Below are 19600 nucleotides of genomic sequence, written 5' to 3'. Positions count from 1 at the left end.
ATTCTATTTCTAGTAACTTGATTCATAATAAAAATATAGTATAAACGCTGTAATCCATCACATTAAGTTAATACGATAAAGGACCATCGTTAAAATCTTAATGGTTATTTTAACGTGGCATTTATTGCCGTTAAAACCGTAAATACATCTCTTTTATTCAGGCACCGGAATGCAGAATACTCAACGCTTCAAACGTCTTCAGCACACACTCATGCTGGCTTTTTTAGTTCTCAGTATCACCCCATTGATATTGTCAGCACTCTATTTTCTAAATTCACACACTAAAGATTTAGCCGAACAAAGCATTAATCATCTTGCTTCATTACGTGACAATAAACAAAAGCAACTTCAAAGCTTCTTTGCCGCCAAAGAGTCTGAAGTTAAGAGTTTTGCCCGCTCAGAACTATCCAATAATAGTGGTGGTCGTTTTTATGGCTTAGTAGGCGCATTCCACCAACTGGGCAATATTGACTCCCAACTCGATGCACAAGGTCGAGCTAATTATTTTAATTTAACCTTAACCACTAAAAGCGATCAAACAGCTGACAGTGGTTATATTGGCCATGAACGCTATCGGTTAATGTTTAAACGTTATAACGCTGTTTATAATGAATATCTTAAACGATCTGATTTCAAAGATATTATGTTGGTCGATATTTCAGGTGATGTGGTTTATTCAGTAAAAAACCACCAGCTTTTTGGCATCAATTTATTAGCCAAAGACAACGCCAACCTTGCATTACAGCAAACATTTAAAGCTATCAAAGCGAAAACAGAACAAACACAACATAGCCCGGAACAAGTACCGGTAGTGTTTACTGACTTCAGTAGCAATAGCCATAATAGCGATACTACTGCTTGGTTTGCAGCTCCGATTATTCAGCAAGGTTATCTTCACAGCTATGTGTTTATGGAGCTAAGTAATAAAAAAGTCACTGAGCTGATTCAAGATAATACCAAGCATATTCAAACGCTATTGGTGGGTAGTGATCACCAACTTCGATTTGAGTCTAATGCAAAATTACCGTCTCAACTTCAAAGCCAAAGTATTGATCAAGCCTTAGCAGGACAATCTGGTATTGGTAGTTTTATCAACTACGATAATATTCCTGTATTAGGTGCTTTTTCACCGCTAAATATTCTCGGTAATCACTGGGCATTGGTGGTTGAATTGCCAGAAAAAGAAGCCTTTGCACGTATCTTTGAACTTGAGAAAATCTTTGTCGCAGCAATGGTAACCGCAATCATTTTGGTGATCATTACCTCACATTGGCTGTCCAACTCCATCACTGCACCATTGTTACGCTTAACTTGGGCGGCTGAAAAAGCATCGGGCGGTGATTTAGAACAAAAAATTGATGGCACTGAACGCCAAGATGAAATTGGACGCTTAGCGATCAGTTTTGCGCGTATGCAGCGCTCTATTCGTGAAAAAATCGGTCTGATCCGTCAACAAAATAAAGAGTTAGAGCATAATCTCACTATTATTCGTCAACAAAATAATGAGCTTCAAACCGCGGATAAGATGAAAGATGAGTTTTTAGCCACAACATCACATGAATTACGTACGCCACTGCATGGTATGGTTGGTATTGCTGAATCTTTATTAGCAGGAGCTAATGGCGCCTTACATGAGCCGCAACGACGTCAGTTAGAAATGATCATTAACAGTGGTCAGCGCTTAACAACCTTGGTCGATGATTTGCTTGATTACCATAAAATGCGTTATGGCGATCTAGACATCAATCATCAAGCGGTTGATATGTCAGTTGCGATTCGATTGGTGCTAGAGTTATCAAGCCATTTATTGGGCAATAAACCAATACGCATTATTAATCAAATTCCAGCGGATCTGCCTTTAGTTGATGCCGATGAACAACGACTAGAGCAGGTGCTATATAATCTGGTCGGCAATGCGATCAAATATACCTCAGAAGGTAAAATTATTTTATCGGCAACAGTATTGGAGCATCAATTACGCATTCAAGTGGTTGATACAGGACAAGGTATTCCAAGCGAACAACTGGAACATATTTTTGAACCGTTAATTCAAGCTAACACCGGATCGGCGAATTATCGTCAAGGAGCGGGGCTTGGACTCTCTATTAGCCGCCAGTTAATCGAGTTAATGGGCGGGCGTTTGTATGTCAGTAGCCAAACAATGGTCGGAACAACCTTTAGTTTCACGCTTAACTTAGCCAATGCCAATCAAATTGCAGCAATGGCGGCAAACCCTAATAATAATCATTTTAAAGCGCCCTTATTAAATGCCGCCAATTATGATCCGTCTGATTTACCTGAAAATTCAGACGGTGAACTGCTATTGGTGGTTGATGACGAACCGGTCAACCTCCAAATATTGACTAACTTCTTACGCCTTGCTGGTTATCGCGTCCAAACTGCAGAAAGCGGATCTCAAGCACTGACTTTGATTGCTGAACAACAACCTGATCTGGTTTTGCTTGATATTATGATGCCAGAAATGAGTGGTTATGAAGTGTGTTCGACACTGCGCAAAGATTACTCACTATTAGCCTTGCCGATCATTATGTTATCGGCGCTTGGACAAGTACAAGATCGCTTAAAAGGCTTTGAGTGTGGTGCCAATGACTATTTAACCAAACCGTTTAATAAAGAAGAACTTATTGCTCGTATTCGCGCTTACCTTCAAGCTGGTAAAACAGAGATTGAACGCCAGAAAAATCACGAATTAGAGCAAGAAATCCATCGACGTGAACAAGTTGAAATGGGCTTGATTGAAACTCAAAGTCGCTTGCTTGGATTATTAGATTCAACCAATGAAGCGATTATATGCGTTCAAAATGAAGGTCGAATTAGATATGCCAACGGTGCTGCTGGCAAACTATTTAAACGAGCACCAGAGCTACTTGAGCGTTATACCATTGACGATATACTGGTAACGCCACTACCGATTACGGCCACTGATAACCACCACTTCAATGGCCAGTTGAATTATTATATTGGTGATCAGCAGCAACAATTAATGACCGCTGTTATTAATTTACCCGTTGAATCTGGACTCAAACAAATGTTTGTCTTTGATAGTCAAGGGCCCTCTGCTGATCATCGTATTAATCTGCTTGAAAATGCGATTGATGTACTGTCTGAATTTGCCTTTAATGGTGACAAAAACAATCTTCAACAGTTACGCGAACTCGGTGGTGAGTTTACTCGCTTAGCCGATAAGTTAGGTGATGGTGAACACAATAAAACCGAAATAATTCGCCAGCTATTAGTCGATTCAATGAAAGCAACGCTGCTCTTTTGGGAAGCAGAATCTCATAAAAGTAAGTTTGAATTAGCTGAAGAAAGTGGTTTATGGCGCGTTTATTTAGATCGTAGCACCCTTCAAACACGGACATTAGATAAATACCTTCAGCTTGAAACGTTGCCTAAAACACCGCGCTGGCGCACAGTCATAAACACCATTGATTATGTGTTGGAGCGCTGTCCAGAATCAAACACAGCCCGTCAAGAACTGGTGATGATGCGTGACAAATTACACCACATTATTAGCCATGGTTAACTCGGCATATTAAATAGTGATACAAAAAAGGTCCTTATAGGGCCTTTTTTATGGGCTGTGGTTATCTTATTCTCCATGACCATCGATTTAATCAATAGCTATGGCAGTCGATAATGGCCTCTCGTCGACTCGCTGATACGTCACGACAATCACGCTCAAGCACTTTTTTAATGCTCGAAATAATCACCTTTAAATCCGTATCGCTGATCAAGATCACACTATTATTATGGTCAAAATTAAACCACATCTATCAAAAAATAGCGTTTAAACTGTGTCAAAATAATTTCTTTTAGTTTATGAGAACCGAATCACAACAAACTGACACGGTAAATTTTCCGTATAAAAATAACAACAAAAATTCGCATGCGTTACATCACACACGCAAAAAACACAAAATAAACACTTATTAAACAACAGCTAAAGAGAAAATCACGCTAACGTAACCAATGTAACAGCACAACCTGTTTGTGACGTTAACCACGCTATTTACTGAATGCTCAATCAAGTAAAACAGTGAAATTAACGTTTTTAACGACAGCCTTAATCATTTTGACGTTTTTAACGGGCGACCACATTGACGATTGAGCCAATCCAGCCAATATTGAAACCACTGAGAACCTACAAGGCCATTCAACGGTTCAGCGTTACTCAGTTCCAATGAAGTAGGTTTGAGGCGCTCCAATGACGGAGCCAATTTTTATTTCCATTAGTGAAACAGAGCTAAGAGTAAGGAACAGCTATGCTTGCCAATATTAACAAAACTAAGTTAGCACTTGCAGTTGTTGCTGCAGCAACCGCTTTTACAGCACCCGTTGCAACAGCATCAGAAAAAAGCCAGCTAACAATCGTACCCGATTTTTACCCTACAATGGTACGTAACTTTAACCCGTTTTTAGCAACAAACCTTCGTACTACAACTGAATTCGTTTATGAGCCATTGGTTATCTTTAACCAAATGCACGGTAATGAGCCAGTTATGCGTTTGGCAAAAGACTACTACATGTCTGACGACCTAATGAACGTTACGTTTGAAATTCGTGATGGCGTGAAATGGTCTGACGGTAAACCTTTTACAGCTGCTGATGTTGTTTACTCTTTTGAGCTAGTAAAAGACAAGCCAGAACTTGACCAAATCGGTATCAACAAGTGGGTTAAATCAGTTAAGCAAGACGGTAACAAGGTTATCTTTGCATTAACAGCTGCTAACTCAAACGTACCGTTTGAAATATCTAAAGTGCCAGTTATTCCTAAGCACATTTGGAGCAAAGTGAAGAACCCAACAACCTTCACTAACGAAAACCCAGTAGGTACTGGTCCATTTACAGAGATCGAGACATTTACTCCTCAACTTTACGTTCAATGTCGTAACCCTAATTACTGGGATAACGCGAACCTAGAAGTTGATTGTTTACGTGTTCCTCAAATCGCTAACAATGACCAACTACTAACTAAGATCATCAACTCTGAGTTAGATTGGACGTCATCGTTCATTCCTGACATCGACAGTACTTATGCTGCAGCAAATCCTAATCACAAATACTGGTACCCTGCTGCTGGTACGATGGCATTCATGCTGAACTATAAGTCGCCAAAAGCGGGTAACAACGAAGCAATCAACAATGTTGACTTCCGTCGTGCATTCTCTATGGCAATTGACCGTCAAACTATCATCGACATCGCGTTCTACGGTGCGGGTACTCCGAACGATTACGCATCAGGCCTAGGTGATAGCTTCAAGTCATGGTCTGACGAAGCAGTTCATAACAAATACAAGCCTTACAACACTTACAACATCAAAGGTGCTAAAGACCTTCTTGCTAAAGCTGGCTTTAAAGACCTAGATGGTGACGGATTTGTTGAATCTCCAAAAGGTGAGAAGATCGAGCTTGAAGTTCAATCTCCAAACGGTTGGACTGACTTCAACAACACAGTACAGCTAGGTGTTGAGCAGCTTCAAGAAGCAGGTATCAATGCGAAAGCACGTACTCCTGATTTCGCTGTTTACAACCAAGCAATGCTAGAAGGCACTTACGATGTAGCGTTTACTAACTACTTCCACGGTGCAGATCCACACCTATACTGGGACAGTGCGTACAACTCACGTCTACAGCAAGGTGATGGTATGCCACGTTTCGCTATGCATTACTTCAAAAATGCACAGTTAGATGCGTTGCTAGACAGCTTCTACAAGACTGCTGATAAGGGTGAGCAAATGAAGATTGCTCATAGCATTCAGAATATCATTGCTGAAAACCAAATTACAATTCCAGTAATTTCTGGTGCTAACAACTTCCAATACAATGAAGGTCGCTTCACTGGTTGGTGGAACGAGAAGAACCCTAAAGGCCGTCCAATGGTATGGGCTGGCGTTCAAGAGCGTCTACTTCAAGTACTGGATCTAAAACCAAAAGCGTAATTTCTGCTTAAATTTGCGGTGCACGCCTTGTGCACCGCCTCTTCCCTCTAATCCTTTTTGCAATCAAAGGTATGACGCTTGCGTCAGGGGGTTTTACGTCCTGAATTCAGCTCAGGAAGGCAAGCTGGATGTGTAAGGTGTGAGTTATGGGATTCTTTTTACGTCGTTTATCGTTTTATTTTATCGCGCTAATTTTCGCGGCAACGCTAAACTTTATTCTTCCGCGTGCAATGCCTGGTGACCCAGTTACCATGATGTTCGCAAACGCAACTGCCCAGGTAACCCCTGAGCGTATTGAAGCTATGAAAAAGCTACTTGGCTTTGTTGATGGTCCACTTTATGAGCAATACTTTTCGTATTTAGCTAACGTATTTACGTGGAACCTCGGTACTTCAATTAAATTTTACCCATTATCGGTGAATGATTTATTAGCAGGCGCAATTGGCTGGTCACTATTCCTAGCTGGTTCTGCTGTAATTCTTTCATTCTGTGTCGGTTCAGTATTTGGTATTTTCGCAGCATGGAAACGTGGCAGTAGCTACGATACCTTCATCTCTCCAGGGATGTTAGTTATTCAAGCGGTTCCACCGGTTGTAATCGCGATGCTCGTAATGTTTACCTTTGCTATCGGTTTAAAGTGGTTCCCAACAGGTAATGCCTACACTGCAGGTGTTGTCCCTGATTGGAGCAGCTTTGCATTCTATAAAGATGTGCTTTACCACGCCGCCCTACCTCTCTTCTGTGCCACTATTATTCAGATTGGCGGCTTTCTAATTGGTATGCGTAACAACATGATTAACCTGCTAAATGAAGACTACATCACCATGGCAAAAGGAAAAGGCCTAAGTGAAAACCGAGTAGTGTTCAACTATGCAGCACGTAATGCGATGCTACCAAGTGTAACTGCATTATCAATGGCGCTAGGTATGGCTATCGGTGGTCAGCTTATTATCGAAATGATTTTCAACTACCCAGGTCTGGGAACGGTAATGCTAAACGCAATCCATGCGCGTGATTACCAAGTACTACAAGGTCAGTTATTAATTATGACTATGTTTATGTTGTTCTTTAACTTTATGGCCGACATCCTAATCGTTGCGCTAGACCCTCGTCTACGTAAAGGAGGCAAGTAATTATGAAAGCCTTATTTAAATTGCTATCTAGCAACCCTAAAGCAATGTTTGGTCTCAGCATTATTGTTGTCTTTATTCTGGCGGCAGTGTTTGCACCATTAATTACCCAATACTCACCGGATAAAAGAACCGGTAATCCACATGAGTATCCAGCTTTTGTTGTAAAAGCAGCACAAGATAATCCCGATGGTTGGATTGCGAAAAACCTAGCGACTAACAAGCGTACGTTATTAATGTCAAAAGATGCTGATCACGTTTTAGGTACATCGCGTATGGGACGTGATATCTGGTCACAACTTGTTTATGGCGCACGTACTTCATTAGCGGTTGGTTTTGGTGCTGGTCTATTGGTGTGTTTCTTAGCAACCATCATTGGTATCTCAGCGGGTTACTTCGGCGGTAAAGTCGATGAAATTCTCACCGCATGTATGAACATCATGCTGGTAATGCCACAACTCCCAATATTGTTTGTTATCGCAGCCTTTGTAGGTCAAGCAGGCCCTCTCACAATAGCCATCGTTATTGCGGTTACCTCCTGGGCATGGGGCGCACGTGTAGTACGCGCACAAACATTATCAATTAGAGAAAAAGAGTTTGTAAAAGCGGCTGAAGTATTAGGTGAATCATCTCCTCGTATCATTTTCGTTGAGATTCTTCCTAACCTTATCTCTATCGTAGGTGCGAGCTTCATTGGTTCAGTAATGTATGCGATTAACGTTGAAGCGACATTATCTTTCTTAGGTCTAGGCGATCCAAACGGCATTAGCTGGGGTGTGATGCTTTACAACGTACAAACCTCATCTTCAATGTTAATTGGCGCATGGTGGGAAGTACTAGCTCCATGTTTTGCATTGATATTTATCGCTATTGGCCTTGCTATGCTTAACTTCGCTGTTGATGAGATTGCTAACCCGCAGTTACGTTCTCATAAAGGCATGCGTCGTTGGAAAAACCTTGCAAAAGAAAACGCTAAACAAGCACAACCGGTTGAAGCGATGCCTCAACCAGCACTAGAAGGCGGGACTAAATAATGACTGATCCACAAATCTCAATTCGTAATTTATGTGTTGATTATATTACTGATTCTGGCGATGTCCGTGCCGTAAATAATGTCAGCTTTGACATTGGTAAAGGTGAAGTTTTTGGTCTAGCTGGTGAATCCGGTTGCGGTAAATCAACGGTTGCTTTCTCACTAATGCGTCTGCACAAGCCGCCTGCATTTATTACCGGTGGTGAAGTGTTCTTTGATGGTCACGGTGACATTTTAAAGAAAACGGATATGGCGATGTCAGCTTTCCGTTGGAGTGAAATGTCAATGGTATTCCAAAGTGCGATGAACGCTTTGAACCCGGTGTTAACCATGGAAGAGCAATTTTGTGATGTGATCATGCGCCACACTAATATGACCCGTAAGCAAGCGATTCGTCGTGCTGAAGGTTTATTGGAAATTGTTGATATTCACCCAAGCCGTTTACGTGATTACCCACACCAATTCTCTGGTGGTATGCGTCAACGTTTAGTTATCGCGATTGCGTTAGCGCTAAATCCAAAGATGATCATCATGGATGAACCAACAACAGCACTTGATGTAGTGGTTCAACGTGAAATCCTACAAAAGATTTATGCACTAAAAGAAGAATTTGGCTTCTCAATTTTATTTATCACTCATGATTTATCACTGATGGTCGAGTTCTCAGATCGTATCGGCATCATGTATTCAGGTGAGCTAATTGAAGTTGCACCATCAAAGCAAATTCTTGAAACACCGTACCACCCATATACAGAAGGTTTGGGAAGTTCATTCCCACCGCTGACAGGCCCTAAAACACGCTTAACCGGTATTCCAGGTAACCCATTAAACTTACTTGAAATACCACAAGGTTGTCGCTTCCAAGCTCGCTGTGGAAAAACCCATCCAGCATGCTTTAGCACTCCAACTCAGTTAAGCCAAATTGAACCAGGACGTTTATCAAACTGCCACCTATTTACCAATACCGGTAACTAGTAGCAACACACCGCATTCTATAGGCAGTATTTAGGAGACACTATGAGCAAGCCTGTTGGAACACCGATTATCGAAGGTAAAAATCTAATTAAAGATTTCTCGGTAAACAGTAACTCACTTAAAAAATCAAAGATGCGTGCGATTAACGATGTGTCTTTCAAAATGTACAAAAGCCGCGGCTTAGCTGTAGTTGGCGAATCAGGCTCAGGTAAATCAACCACCGCTAAAATGATTGCCAAAATGTACGCACCAAGTGGCGGTCATATCGAATATTACGGACGTGATATTCAAACCATAAGCAGCCGTGATGATGTAATGAAATACCGTCAAGGTGTACAAATGGTATGGCAAGATCCGTTTGGATCATTAAACCCTACTCATACTATTTTTCACCATATTGCGCGCCCATTACTGATCCACAACAAAGTATCATCTGGTAATAAAAAAGAGCTTGAAGAGACTGTTTACAGCCTACTTGAGCAAGTAGGTTTGATTCCACCCAAAGCCACTGCGGCAAAATTCCCGCACCAGCTTTCAGGTGGCCAACGTCAGCGTGTCAACTTAGCCCGTAACATTGCGGTTGGCGCTGAAGTGGTACTGGCAGATGAACCAACGTCAATGCTTGATGTATCGATTCGTGCAGGTGTTCTTAACTTAATGGAAGAGATGAAGTTTGAGCGTGAAATGGCGCTGCTTTACATCACTCACGATATCGCAACAGCTCGTTATATTGCTGAAGATCTTGCGGTTATGTATGTCGGCCATATGGTTGAGTGGGGCGATACGGAAGAGATCATTCATAATCCGCAGCACCCATACACCCAACTCTTAGTGTCAGCGGTACCGGATCCAAGCAAATCGATCCATACCAAACTAAAAGGTAATAAAGGTGAAATTCCGTTATGGACGCCTGAAAGTTTTGGCTGTCCATTTGCTGGTCGTTGTATGCAAGCAACAGATAAATGTCGTGAAAAATTGCCAGCCGTTACTCAATTATCTGACAACCACTTTGTGCGTTGTTACTTATACGAAAACTAAGTAATAAAGCCAACGTTATAAAAATTTAGCATCAATAACACGTTTACTTTTATTTCCATGTTATTTGTCGCTCAAGCAATTCAGTGGTGGTTCCCATAAGGAGCCATCACTTATTAGCGACATTGGAGGCCCTATGCAGCTGTTAATTAATCACCTTGGTTATGAGCGCTTTAATACAAAGCAGGCTTTATTACAAACAACATCTCAAACACTGTCAGGCCATGCCGAATTAGTGTGCAATCAAACTAACCAAACTATTATGCAGCTGCCATTAGTTGCGTGTGGTACCACCGCACAATGGCATACGGGCAATATTTATAAGATAGATTTTTCGACTTTCCAAAATAACGGCGAATACCGTATTCGCTATGCCAACATCGAATCTTCTGTTTTCAGTATTGCTGAAGGCATACTAATGCAACGTACTTTCAGTGATGTTTTGCACTATTTCAAATCACAACGTTGCAGTGGTATTTACGATCAAGCTGATAGCCAAGCACAATTACTCAACAGCGATATCAGCGTTGATGTTCACGGCGGTTGGTATGACGCATCAGGTGATGTCAGTAAATATTTAAGTCACCTTTCTTACGCTAACTTCCTCAATCCTCAACAAACACCGATGATTGTTTGGAACATGCTAAAAGCATATGAAATCGCAGAAGATCAAACTGATGTAGCTAATTTCACGCGTGTACGTTTATTAGAAGAAGCGTTATTTGGCGCCGATTTTTTAGTACGAATGCAAAGTGATGACGGCTTCTTTTTCATGACCGTGTTTGATAAATGGAGCAAGTCACCAGCACAACGTGATATCTGTGCTTATGCTACCCAAGACGGTATTAAAACTGATGATTATCAAGCAGGTTTCCGTCAAGGTGGTGGCGTCGCAATAGCAGCACTCGCGGCAGCGGCACGGATCACAACCTTACCTTCTTGCTCACGTATTCCTCATTGTGACGCCTACCAAAGCGAGCACTATTTGCATGCCGCAGAGCGTGGCTATTGGCATTTAAAACAACACAATATCAATTATCTTAACGATAATGCTGAAAATATTATTGATGAATACTGCGCCTTATTAGCTGCGGTAGAGCTTTATCGCGCCACCCATCAACAGCGTTATTTAACTGAAATGCGTGATTGGGCCCAACGCCTAAGTCAACGTCAAATGTCAGATGAAAACGTTAACCATTACTGGTCAGCAACCACGGATGGCAGTCGTCCTTATTACCATGCAGCAGAAGCAGGCTTACCTGCGATTGCACTGATGCAGTATTTAGCTGCCGAACCTGAAACCAAACACCAGCAACAATTACACCCAGTACTGGTAAATGCCCTTAATTTTGAATTGACGTTAACAGCTGAAGTTAATAACCCGTTTGGCTATCCACGTCAGTACACTAAAGCCGTTGATGGTGATAAAAAAACCGCTTTCTTTGTTGCCCATAACAATGAATCTGGTTATTGGTGGCAAGGTGAAAATGCCCGTATAGCTTCCCTTGCGAGCATGGCATTTATGGCACAAGCCCACCTCACTGATGACGCATTAAAGCAACAATTAATGCAATATGGTCAACAACTTATGAATTGGATTTTAGGCCTAAATCCTTTTGACATGTGCATGTTAGACGGCCATGGCCACAATAACCCTGATTACCTTCCTGAGCTTGGTTTTAGCAATGCGAAAGGTGGCGTTTGTAATGGCATCACTTCAGGTTTTGAAAATGAACAAGACATTGCCTTTAACCCTGTAGGGCAAAAAGATGACATGCTACAAAACTGGCGTTGGGGCGAGCAATGGATCCCTCATGGCGGTTGGTATTTATTAGCCACAACCTTGCAATTTAAGGAGCGTCACCATGGCTGATTTTCCATTTTCTTACCTTGTGGGCGTAGATGGTGGCGGCACCTCGTGTCGCGCCCGGATCTGTGATATCGCAGGTAACGTAATCGGTGAAGCGAAAACTGGTAGCGCTAATATTCTACTCGGTGGTGAAATTGCGATGGCATCAATTCAACAAGCCATTGCCCTTGCTACTCAACAAGCACAATTAACACCAGCTAATTACCCTAAGATGGCGATCGGATTAGCACTGGCAGGAGCAGAGCAGCAACAAGCGTGGTATGCATTCATGCAACAACCTCACCCATACGGTGCCATTACGCTAAATACTGATGCATATGGCGCTTGTTTAGGTGCTTGGGGGGGGCAAGATGGCGCGATCCTCATTGCAGGCACTGGATCTTGCGGCATTTTATTGCAAGACGGTAAGCAGCATGTGGTCGGTGGACGTGAGTTTCCGATCTCAGATCAAGGCAGCGGCGCCATTATGGGACTGCGCCTGATCCAACAAGTCTTACTCAGTGTTGATGGCATCGTGCCAACAACTGAGTTAGCCCAGCATGTATTAAGTCATTTTGAGCATGATATTGATGCGATTGTTAGTTGGTCAAAAACGGCACGTCCTTGCGATTATGGTCAATTCTCTCCGGCAATCTTTAGCTTTGCTGCCCAAAACGATTCACTCGCAGTATCATTGTTACAACAAACGGCTGCAGATATTGAAATGTGGATGCAAGCGTTAATTGTGCGTGGCGCAAGCCGTATTTGCTTAATGGGCGGTATTGGTGAACGCATTCAAACATGGCTAACTCCACCAATGCAGCAACGACTAGCAACGCCGCAAGGTGATGCAATGGACGGCGCTATTGCTATGGCGCGCGGCAATCACAACTTATTTGTACGTTAAGGAAGTAAAAATGACTTATCGTCTTGATTTTACAGTAATAGAGAAAGCTGAAAGCCATTGCCGCTATGCGTTAAGTTTACATAACTTAACTGACCAAGCGTTGCATGGATGGTCGCTGTATTTCTTTATAAGCCGCTGCATTGATCCAACTTCAGTATCCGTGGGTACGATTAGCCAAATTGGCAGCTACAGCCAATTATCTCAATTACCACCATTAATGGCTAATGGACACTTTTATACTGAATTCACCATGAAGACGATGCCATTCAATTTACATGATGATGGCATCAATGAAGCATTTATTACGTTGGATAACGATAGTGATCTTATCCAACCGCTAAAAGTACACACTACCACCATCAATTTAGATCAAGATTCGATCGAGCGTTACTGTACACCATTACCAAGTATTGGTTGTGATATTGCGCTAATTCCACAACCCAATCACTTAACTCGACTTCAAGGTGAGTTTGTTTTTAACCAATTTACCGCTCTTGAAACTCCACCAATCTTAGCGCAAGGGGCGATAAACTGGTTAAGCGCTGAATATAAAAAGCATTTTAACGAAGCAATGCCAATTAGCCCTCAGGGCAATATCCATTATCACGTTAATAATGACATTATTGAGCATGGCTACCAATTACTGATCGAAACTGACAATATTTGGATCCATGCCAGTTCAGCCACCGGCTTTGTCCATGCAACATCAACTTTATTGCAATTGCTGCCTACGCGTCCAAGCCATGTTGTCGATGCAGCTTACTGCTTACCAATGGTAGAAATTAACGATCAACCTCATTATAGCTACCGTGGCATGATGCTTGACTGCGGGCGTCACTTTCATCCCGTAGATCGTATTAAGCATCTTCTGGATCAGTTAGCGCGCTATAAATTTAATACATTCCATTGGCACCTAACCGACGATGAAGGCTGGCGAATTGAAATTGATGCCTACCCTCAATTAACCGAGATTGGTGCATGGCGCGGCCCAAATGAAATTATTGCGCCACAATTTAGTCATATTGATCAACGTTATGGCGGTTTTTATACCAAACAAGAAATTCGTGATGTGATTGCTTATGCCAGCGATCGCGGCATTAGTATCATTCCTGAAATTGATATTCCGGGTCATTGTCGTGCGGCAATTTTGTCGCTCCCAGAATTGTTACAAGATCCAACCGATCATTCGGTATATCGCAGTATTCAGAACTACCCTGACAATATTTTATCGCCAGCATTAGCGGGAACTTACACCTTTATTCAAACCGTACTTGAAGAAGTGTGTGAGCTATTCCCTGCACCTTTTGTACATATTGGTGCCGATGAAGTGCCTAAAGGCGTATGGACCGACAGTGCTGCGTGCCAACAATTAATGGCTGATAACAACTACCGCGACCCGATGGAGTTACAAGGCCATCTATTGCGCTTTGCCGAACAAGTATTACAAGCCCAAGGCAAACGTATGATGGGCTGGGAAGAAGCAACCCATGGTAATAAAGTCAGTAAAAACACCGTAATTTATTCATGGACCAATGAAGAAGCTGGCCTTGAATGCGTAAAAAATGGCTTTGATGTGGTAATGCAACCCGCACAAGCCACCTATCTCGATTTGGCTCAAGGTTACTCAGCTGATGAAGCTGGCGTCGACTGGGCAGGTAAATTAACACTGGATAATGTTTACAATTATCATCCACTTAGCACTCTGTCAGAGCGAAATTCTGCGCGGCAGCACATTTTAGGCATTCAAACTGCACTTTGGTCAGAATTAATTAATAACCAAAGCCGATTTGAATATATGATTTATCCGCGCTTACTGGCGGTATCGGAGATCTGCTGGAGTAAACCACAACATCGTAACTGGGATGACTTTAAAGCACGCTTAAAAGGTCAACTTAACTATCTAGATAAGGCGGGCATTAATTACCGCCACTGTGAATAACCACGTACACAGAACAGTAAATATTTTAAGGATTAGAAATAATGAAATACGGTTATTTTGACAACGGCAATAAAGAGTATGTTATCACTCGACCTGATGTCCCTGCACCATGGACCAACTACCTTGGTACTGAAAAGTTCTGTACAGTGATTTCACAAAATGCCGGTGGTTACTCTTTCTATAAGTCACCAGAATACAATCGCGTTACGAAATTCCGTCCCAATGCGACATTTGATCGTCCAGGGCATTATGTTTACCTACGCGATGATGCGACAGGTGATTACTGGTCAATCTCATGGCAACCAGTAGCTAAAAGTCTTGATGAAGCAAAGTATGAAGTTCGTCATGGCCTGTCATACTCAAAATTTGCTTGTGAATACAATGGTATTTCAGCACAGAAAACATTATTCGTACCGATTGGTGAAGATGCTGAAATTTGGGATGTAGTTCTGAAAAACACCACAGATGAAGTACGAACTATTAGTGCGTTCTCATTTGTTGAATTCTCATTTAGCCACATTCAATCTGATAACCAAAACCATCAGATGAGTCTTTACTCTGCAGGTACATCTTATGAAGATGGCGTGATTGAATACGACTTGTATTACAACACCAAAGAGAAAGAAGGTTACTACTACCTAGCATCAAGCTTTGCACCTGATAGCTATGATGGTCAACGTGATACTTTCATCGGTGCATACCGTGATGAGTCTAATCCAATTGCAGTTGAGAAAGGTCGTTGTTCTAACCATGTGCAAACTTGTTACAACCATTGTGGTTCACTACACAAGCAATTTACGCTTCAACCAGGTGAAGAAATTCGCTTTAACTACATTCTAGGTATTGGTAAAAACGAAGGCCAACGTCTACGTCAAAAGTACCAAGACAATGCTGTGGTTGATGCTGCATTTGCTGAAATTAAGCATCACTGGGAAAGCCGCTGCAACAAGTTTAAAGTAACATCGCCAAATGAAGGCCTTGATACCATGATCAACGCTTGGACACTATACCAAGCAGAAACTTGTGTTGTATGGTCACGCTTTGCTTCATTTATCGAAGTCGGTGGCCGTACTGGTCTTGGTTACCGTGATACCGCACAAGACGCCATCTCTGTGCCACACTCTAACCCAACGATGACACGTAAGCGTTTAGTTGATTTACTTCGTGGCCAAGTGAAAGCGGGTTATGGTTTACACCTGTTTGATCCTGATTGGTTCGATCCTGACATGGCTGATGTTGAGCCATCAAAATCACCAACAGTAGTACCAACACCAAGTGATGCTGATAAGATCCACGGCATTGATGATACTTGTTCAGATGACCATCTATGGTTAGTCCCTACTATCTGTAAGTACGTTACAGAAACTGGCGAAGAAAGCTTCCTCAACGAAGTGATCCCATACGCTGACGGCGGTGATGCAACTGTTTATGATCACATGAAGGCTGCGCTTGATTTCTCTGCCGAATATGTAGGCCAAACCGGTATCTGTAAAGGTCTACGTGCCGATTGGAATGACTGCCTAAACTTAGGTGGCGGTGAATCAGCAATGGTATCGTTCCTTCACTTCTGGGCACTACAAGAATTTATTCAACTCGCTAAATACCAAGGTAAAACAGCAGATGTTGAAAAATACACAGAAATGGCAGCCAATGTACGTGAAGCATGTGAAACCCATTTATGGGATGATGAAGGCGGCTGGTACATTCGTGGTTTGACCAAAAATGGCGACAAGATTGGTACAGCACAGCAAACAGAAGGCCGTATTCACCTAGAGTCAAACACCCTTGCTGTTCTGTCTGGCATGGCATCACAAGATCGTGGTGAGCAAGCGATGGATGCTGTAGATGAAAATCTTTACTCAGACTATGGTTTACATCTTAATGCACCATCGTTCTCCACCCCTAACGATGACATTGGTTTCGTAACTCGTGTATATCAAGGCGTGAAAGAAAATGGCGCGATCTTCTCGCATCCAAACCCATGGGCATGGGTAGCTGAAGCGAAACTAGGTCGTGGCGACCGTGCAATGAAATTCTATGATGCACTGAACCCATACAACCAAAACGACATGATTGAAACACGTATGGCTGAACCTTATTCTTACGTGCAATTTATCATGGGCCGCGATCACCAAGATCATGGTCGTGCTAACCACCCATGGTTAACAGGTACTTCTGGTTGGGCTTACTTTGCTGTCACTAACTTTATTCTTGGAGTTCAGACAGGTTTTGATGGCCTAACTATTAATCCATGTATTCCAACTGAATGGCCTGGATTTGAAGTAACGCGTGAATGGCGTGGTGCGACGTACAATATTAACGTAACCAATCCAAATCATGTTAGCAAAGGCATTAAGTCTATTACCCTTAATGGTCTACCTGTTGATGGTGCAATTGCACCTCAAGCTGAAGGTTCTGTGAATACCGTTACAGTTGTAATGGGCTAATCACTTTTAGGGGAGTAGCTTTACTCCCCATTTTATTTTGCGAGAGAAATAGGAGTTCCTCCATGATTCAATTTGGAACCGGTGGTTGGCGTGCCTTTATTGGTGAAGAGTTTACCCAAGCGAATGTACGTTTAGTTGCACAAGCAATTGCTAACATCATGATCACGGAGTCAGTAACTGATAAAGGATTCATCATCGGTTATGACCGTCGCTTTTTATCAGATAAAGCTGCAACTTGGTTTGCTGAAGTATTAGCAGGAAATAATATCAAATGTAGTTTTATCAATCGCTTTGTACCAACACCGATCGTGATGTTTAAAGCTAAACAAACTGGTGCAATTTACTCAGCATGTATTACTGCATCGCATAACCCAGCAGATTACAACGGTATTAAAGTGTTCATCGAAGGCGGTCGTGATGCTGATGAGATCATTACGCAAAAGATTGAACAACAAATTGCAGTACTGACGGATGCTGATATTAAACTGGTTGATTTTGAGCAAGCACAACGCGATAAATTAATTGAAATCATCAATCCAATGAACGAATTTGTTGATTCTGTGATTGATTTACTTGATTTAGAAGCGATCAAACAAGCTAACCTACGAGTACTTATCGACCCAATGTTCGGCGTTGCTAAAAATGCATTACAAACGGTGTTGATCACCGGTCGTTGTGATGTTGATGTTATCAACGATGGTGAAAACCCAGGTTTTGGCGGCTTAATGCCATCACCAAGTGCTGCAACTCTTTATCGTCTTAAACATTTAGTCGCTCAAGAAGGCTATGACATTGGTATTGGTACCGATGGCGATGCTGACCGTTTAGGTATTATTGATGAAAAAGGTAACTTCATTCATCCTAATGAAGTGTTACTACTACTGTATTACTACCTATTAGAATACAAAGGCTGGAAAGGCTCTGTTGTGCGTAATATAGCCACAACCCATTTACTTGATAAAGTCGCAGCAGCCTATGGTGAAAAATCATTTGAAGTACCGGTTGGTTTTAAGCATATCAGCTCACAAATGGAAGCCGATGACTCATTACTGGGTGGTGAAAGCTCAGGTGGCCTGACTATTCGTGGCCATATTAAGGGTAAAGATGGAATTTTCGCATCAAGTTTATTAGTTGAAATGATCAGTTCAACGGGTAAAAAATTATCTGAATTATTAGATGAAATTTATACTCGCTTTGGCTATGCCTATACAGCAGAAGGCGATTGCACCTTTAAAGCTGCTGAGCGTGATCGTCTTTATAATAAAATTTATATTGAAAAATCATTACCTGCATTTGATTACGAAATCGAAAAAGTCAGCTATGCCGATGGTGCGAAAGTTTACTTTACAAATGGTGGCTGGGCGATTGCACGTTTCTCAGGTACAGAACCATTACTACGTTTGTTTGTAGAAATGGAAGATCAAACCCAAGCTGAAGCCGTTTTACTACAATTTAAACAATTTCTTGCCGTATAAACAGTTAGATATTTTCATTGCTAAGTCCTAGTAACACGCCCTATAGCTGTTACATTGTGCAGATCAATTACTTTGATCTTTGCCACTGGGTAGTCGATTGACTACCCTTTTCTTTATTATTTAATTGCTATTAACATAATTAATAATAACCCAATCTTGCTCACAAACTGTGTTTTTTCGCTTTCAAACTACTAAAAAACGTATGACTTCACATACAATTGCTCGCTTTAGGTCCATGCTTATTCCGTTGAACAAAACTTTCTACGTCATGTAATAAGGGGTTGTTATGAAAAAGGCCATCATTGCTATCACTATGATCGCGCTCACGGTATTGTTTAGCGAACATTTTCATTCATTCTCAGTCGGTTTTAGCTTAGCGATTGTCGCTGTTAGCTGTGGCTACCTAATCGCCTATCAAGCTATCCTACGACCACAATATGCGATGAGTTTTTTAGTTACAGCAGTATTAGTTAAACTCGCGATCACTGTTATTGGTGTAATTTGGGTATTTGCAGCCGATATTATTCATTCACCACTTACATTTCTTATCGCTTACACCTTGTTCTCTGTCATTATTACTTATGCTGTTTCCCGCTACCGCGCCCATCGTCGTGATATTAGTGACCAACAACAACGTGAAATTTTCCACACCGGTCTCTATGAGGAATTAAAGTAGTTTTCTACAGATGAAAAAAAACCTGAATCTTTCGATTCAGGTTTCTTCAATAATGGCGGAGTGGACGGGACTCGAACCCGCGACCCCCGGCGTGACAGGCCGGTATTCTAACCAACTGAACTACCACTCCGCAGTGTCTATTCAGCATTTAAGCAATTTGAAACTTAGCAA

Annotated in this window: 12 protein-coding genes and 1 tRNA gene; 12 read left to right on the top strand and 1 reads right to left on the bottom strand. The window is 41.9% G+C overall.

Features of this window, described 5'->3' with window-relative positions; translation table 11 throughout:
* Positions 1–169: 169 nt before the first annotated feature.
* The 12 genes from BTN98_RS00565 (at position 170) to BTN98_RS00510 (ending at position 19429) form a co-directional block, all read left to right on the top strand.
* The gene (locus tag BTN98_RS00565; protein ID WP_060997605.1) at positions 170–3547 is read left to right on the top strand and encodes a response regulator; all 3378 of its coding nucleotides are present in this window, start codon (positions 170–172) and stop codon (positions 3545–3547) included.
* A gap of 739 nt (positions 3548–4286) precedes the next feature.
* Positions 4287–5963: an ABC transporter substrate-binding protein gene (locus tag BTN98_RS00560; protein ID WP_060997604.1), complete on the top strand. Its 1677-nt coding sequence runs from the start codon at positions 4287–4289 to the stop codon at positions 5961–5963.
* Positions 5964–6109: 146 nt separating this feature from the next.
* Positions 6110–7096, top strand: a complete 987-nt coding sequence (locus BTN98_RS00555) for an ABC transporter permease (protein ID WP_060997603.1) — start codon at positions 6110–6112, stop codon at positions 7094–7096.
* 2 nt (positions 7097–7098) lie between these two features.
* Positions 7099–8127 carry an ABC transporter permease gene (locus BTN98_RS00550; protein WP_060997602.1) on the top strand — a complete coding sequence of 343 codons (1029 nt, stop codon included), beginning with the start codon at positions 7099–7101 and terminating at the stop codon, positions 8125–8127.
* Positions 8127–9101 (top strand): ABC transporter ATP-binding protein, encoded by a 975-nt coding sequence (locus BTN98_RS00545; RefSeq protein ID WP_060997601.1) that lies wholly within the window; start codon positions 8127–8129, stop codon positions 9099–9101. Before BTN98_RS00550 ends, BTN98_RS00545 begins: the two co-directional genes overlap by 1 nt.
* 42 nt (positions 9102–9143) lie before the next feature.
* Positions 9144–10139 carry an ABC transporter ATP-binding protein gene (locus tag BTN98_RS00540; protein WP_060997600.1) on the top strand — a complete coding sequence of 332 codons (996 nt, stop codon included), beginning with the start codon at positions 9144–9146 and terminating at the stop codon, positions 10137–10139.
* 133 nt (positions 10140–10272) lie between these two features.
* Positions 10273–12009 carry a glycoside hydrolase family 9 protein gene (locus BTN98_RS00535; RefSeq protein ID WP_060997599.1) on the top strand — a complete coding sequence of 579 codons (1737 nt, stop codon included), beginning with the start codon at positions 10273–10275 and terminating at the stop codon, positions 12007–12009.
* On the top strand, positions 12002–12892 hold the full coding sequence (locus BTN98_RS00530; protein ID WP_060997598.1) for a glucosamine kinase nucleotide-binding domain-containing protein: 891 nt from the start codon (positions 12002–12004) through the stop codon (positions 12890–12892). The genes BTN98_RS00535 and BTN98_RS00530 overlap by 8 nt, the downstream gene beginning before the upstream one ends.
* A 10-nt stretch (positions 12893–12902) precedes the next feature.
* Complete coding sequence (locus tag BTN98_RS00525; protein ID WP_060997597.1) at positions 12903–14831, top strand: beta-N-acetylhexosaminidase; 1929 nt, start codon at positions 12903–12905, stop codon at positions 14829–14831.
* 41 nt (positions 14832–14872) lie between these two features.
* A complete protein-coding gene (locus BTN98_RS00520) occupies positions 14873–17278 on the top strand; it encodes a glycoside hydrolase family 94 protein (protein ID WP_060997596.1) in 2406 nt (801 codons plus the stop codon).
* Between the two features lie 62 nt (positions 17279–17340).
* Positions 17341–18753, top strand: coding sequence for a phosphoglucomutase/phosphomannomutase family protein (locus BTN98_RS00515; protein WP_060997595.1), 1413 nt, complete (start codon positions 17341–17343; stop codon positions 18751–18753).
* Positions 18754–19039: 286 nt separating this feature from the next.
* On the top strand, positions 19040–19429 hold the full coding sequence (locus tag BTN98_RS00510; protein WP_060997594.1) for a hypothetical protein: 390 nt from the start codon (positions 19040–19042) through the stop codon (positions 19427–19429).
* 53 nt (positions 19430–19482) lie between these two features.
* On the opposite strand, the gene BTN98_RS00505 is transcribed toward BTN98_RS00510, so the two are convergent.
* Positions 19483–19559: transfer RNA gene (locus BTN98_RS00505), tRNA-Asp, on the bottom strand.
* Positions 19560–19600 lie beyond the last annotated feature (41 nt).

It is taken from the genome of Photobacterium aquimaris, assembly GCF_002954455.1.
GTDB lineage: Bacteria > Pseudomonadota > Gammaproteobacteria > Enterobacterales > Vibrionaceae > Photobacterium > Photobacterium aquimaris.
The sequence above is the reverse complement of the archived record's forward strand: the minus strand, read 5'-3'. Positions and strand labels throughout refer to the sequence as shown.

Coding starts and splice junctions, on each gene's coding strand:
- BTN98_RS00515 (WP_060997595.1), top strand. CDS start 17,341: ATGATTCAATTTGGAACCGGTGGTTGGCGTGCCTTTATTGGTGAAGAG.
- BTN98_RS00525 (WP_060997597.1), top strand. CDS start 12,903: ATGACTTATCGTCTTGATTTTACAGTAATAGAGAAAGCTGAAAGCCAT.
- BTN98_RS00550 (WP_060997602.1), top strand. CDS start 7,099: ATGAAAGCCTTATTTAAATTGCTATCTAGCAACCCTAAAGCAATGTTT.
- BTN98_RS00520 (WP_060997596.1), top strand. CDS start 14,873: ATGAAATACGGTTATTTTGACAACGGCAATAAAGAGTATGTTATCACT.
- BTN98_RS00555 (WP_060997603.1), top strand. CDS start 6,110: ATGGGATTCTTTTTACGTCGTTTATCGTTTTATTTTATCGCGCTAATT.
- BTN98_RS00510 (WP_060997594.1), top strand. CDS start 19,040: ATGAAAAAGGCCATCATTGCTATCACTATGATCGCGCTCACGGTATTG.
- BTN98_RS00540 (WP_060997600.1), top strand. CDS start 9,144: ATGAGCAAGCCTGTTGGAACACCGATTATCGAAGGTAAAAATCTAATT.
- BTN98_RS00565 (WP_060997605.1), top strand. CDS start 170: ATGCAGAATACTCAACGCTTCAAACGTCTTCAGCACACACTCATGCTG.
- BTN98_RS00560 (WP_060997604.1), top strand. CDS start 4,287: ATGCTTGCCAATATTAACAAAACTAAGTTAGCACTTGCAGTTGTTGCT.
- BTN98_RS00545 (WP_060997601.1), top strand. CDS start 8,127: ATGACTGATCCACAAATCTCAATTCGTAATTTATGTGTTGATTATATT.
- BTN98_RS00535 (WP_060997599.1), top strand. CDS start 10,273: ATGCAGCTGTTAATTAATCACCTTGGTTATGAGCGCTTTAATACAAAG.
- BTN98_RS00530 (WP_060997598.1), top strand. CDS start 12,002: ATGGCTGATTTTCCATTTTCTTACCTTGTGGGCGTAGATGGTGGCGGC.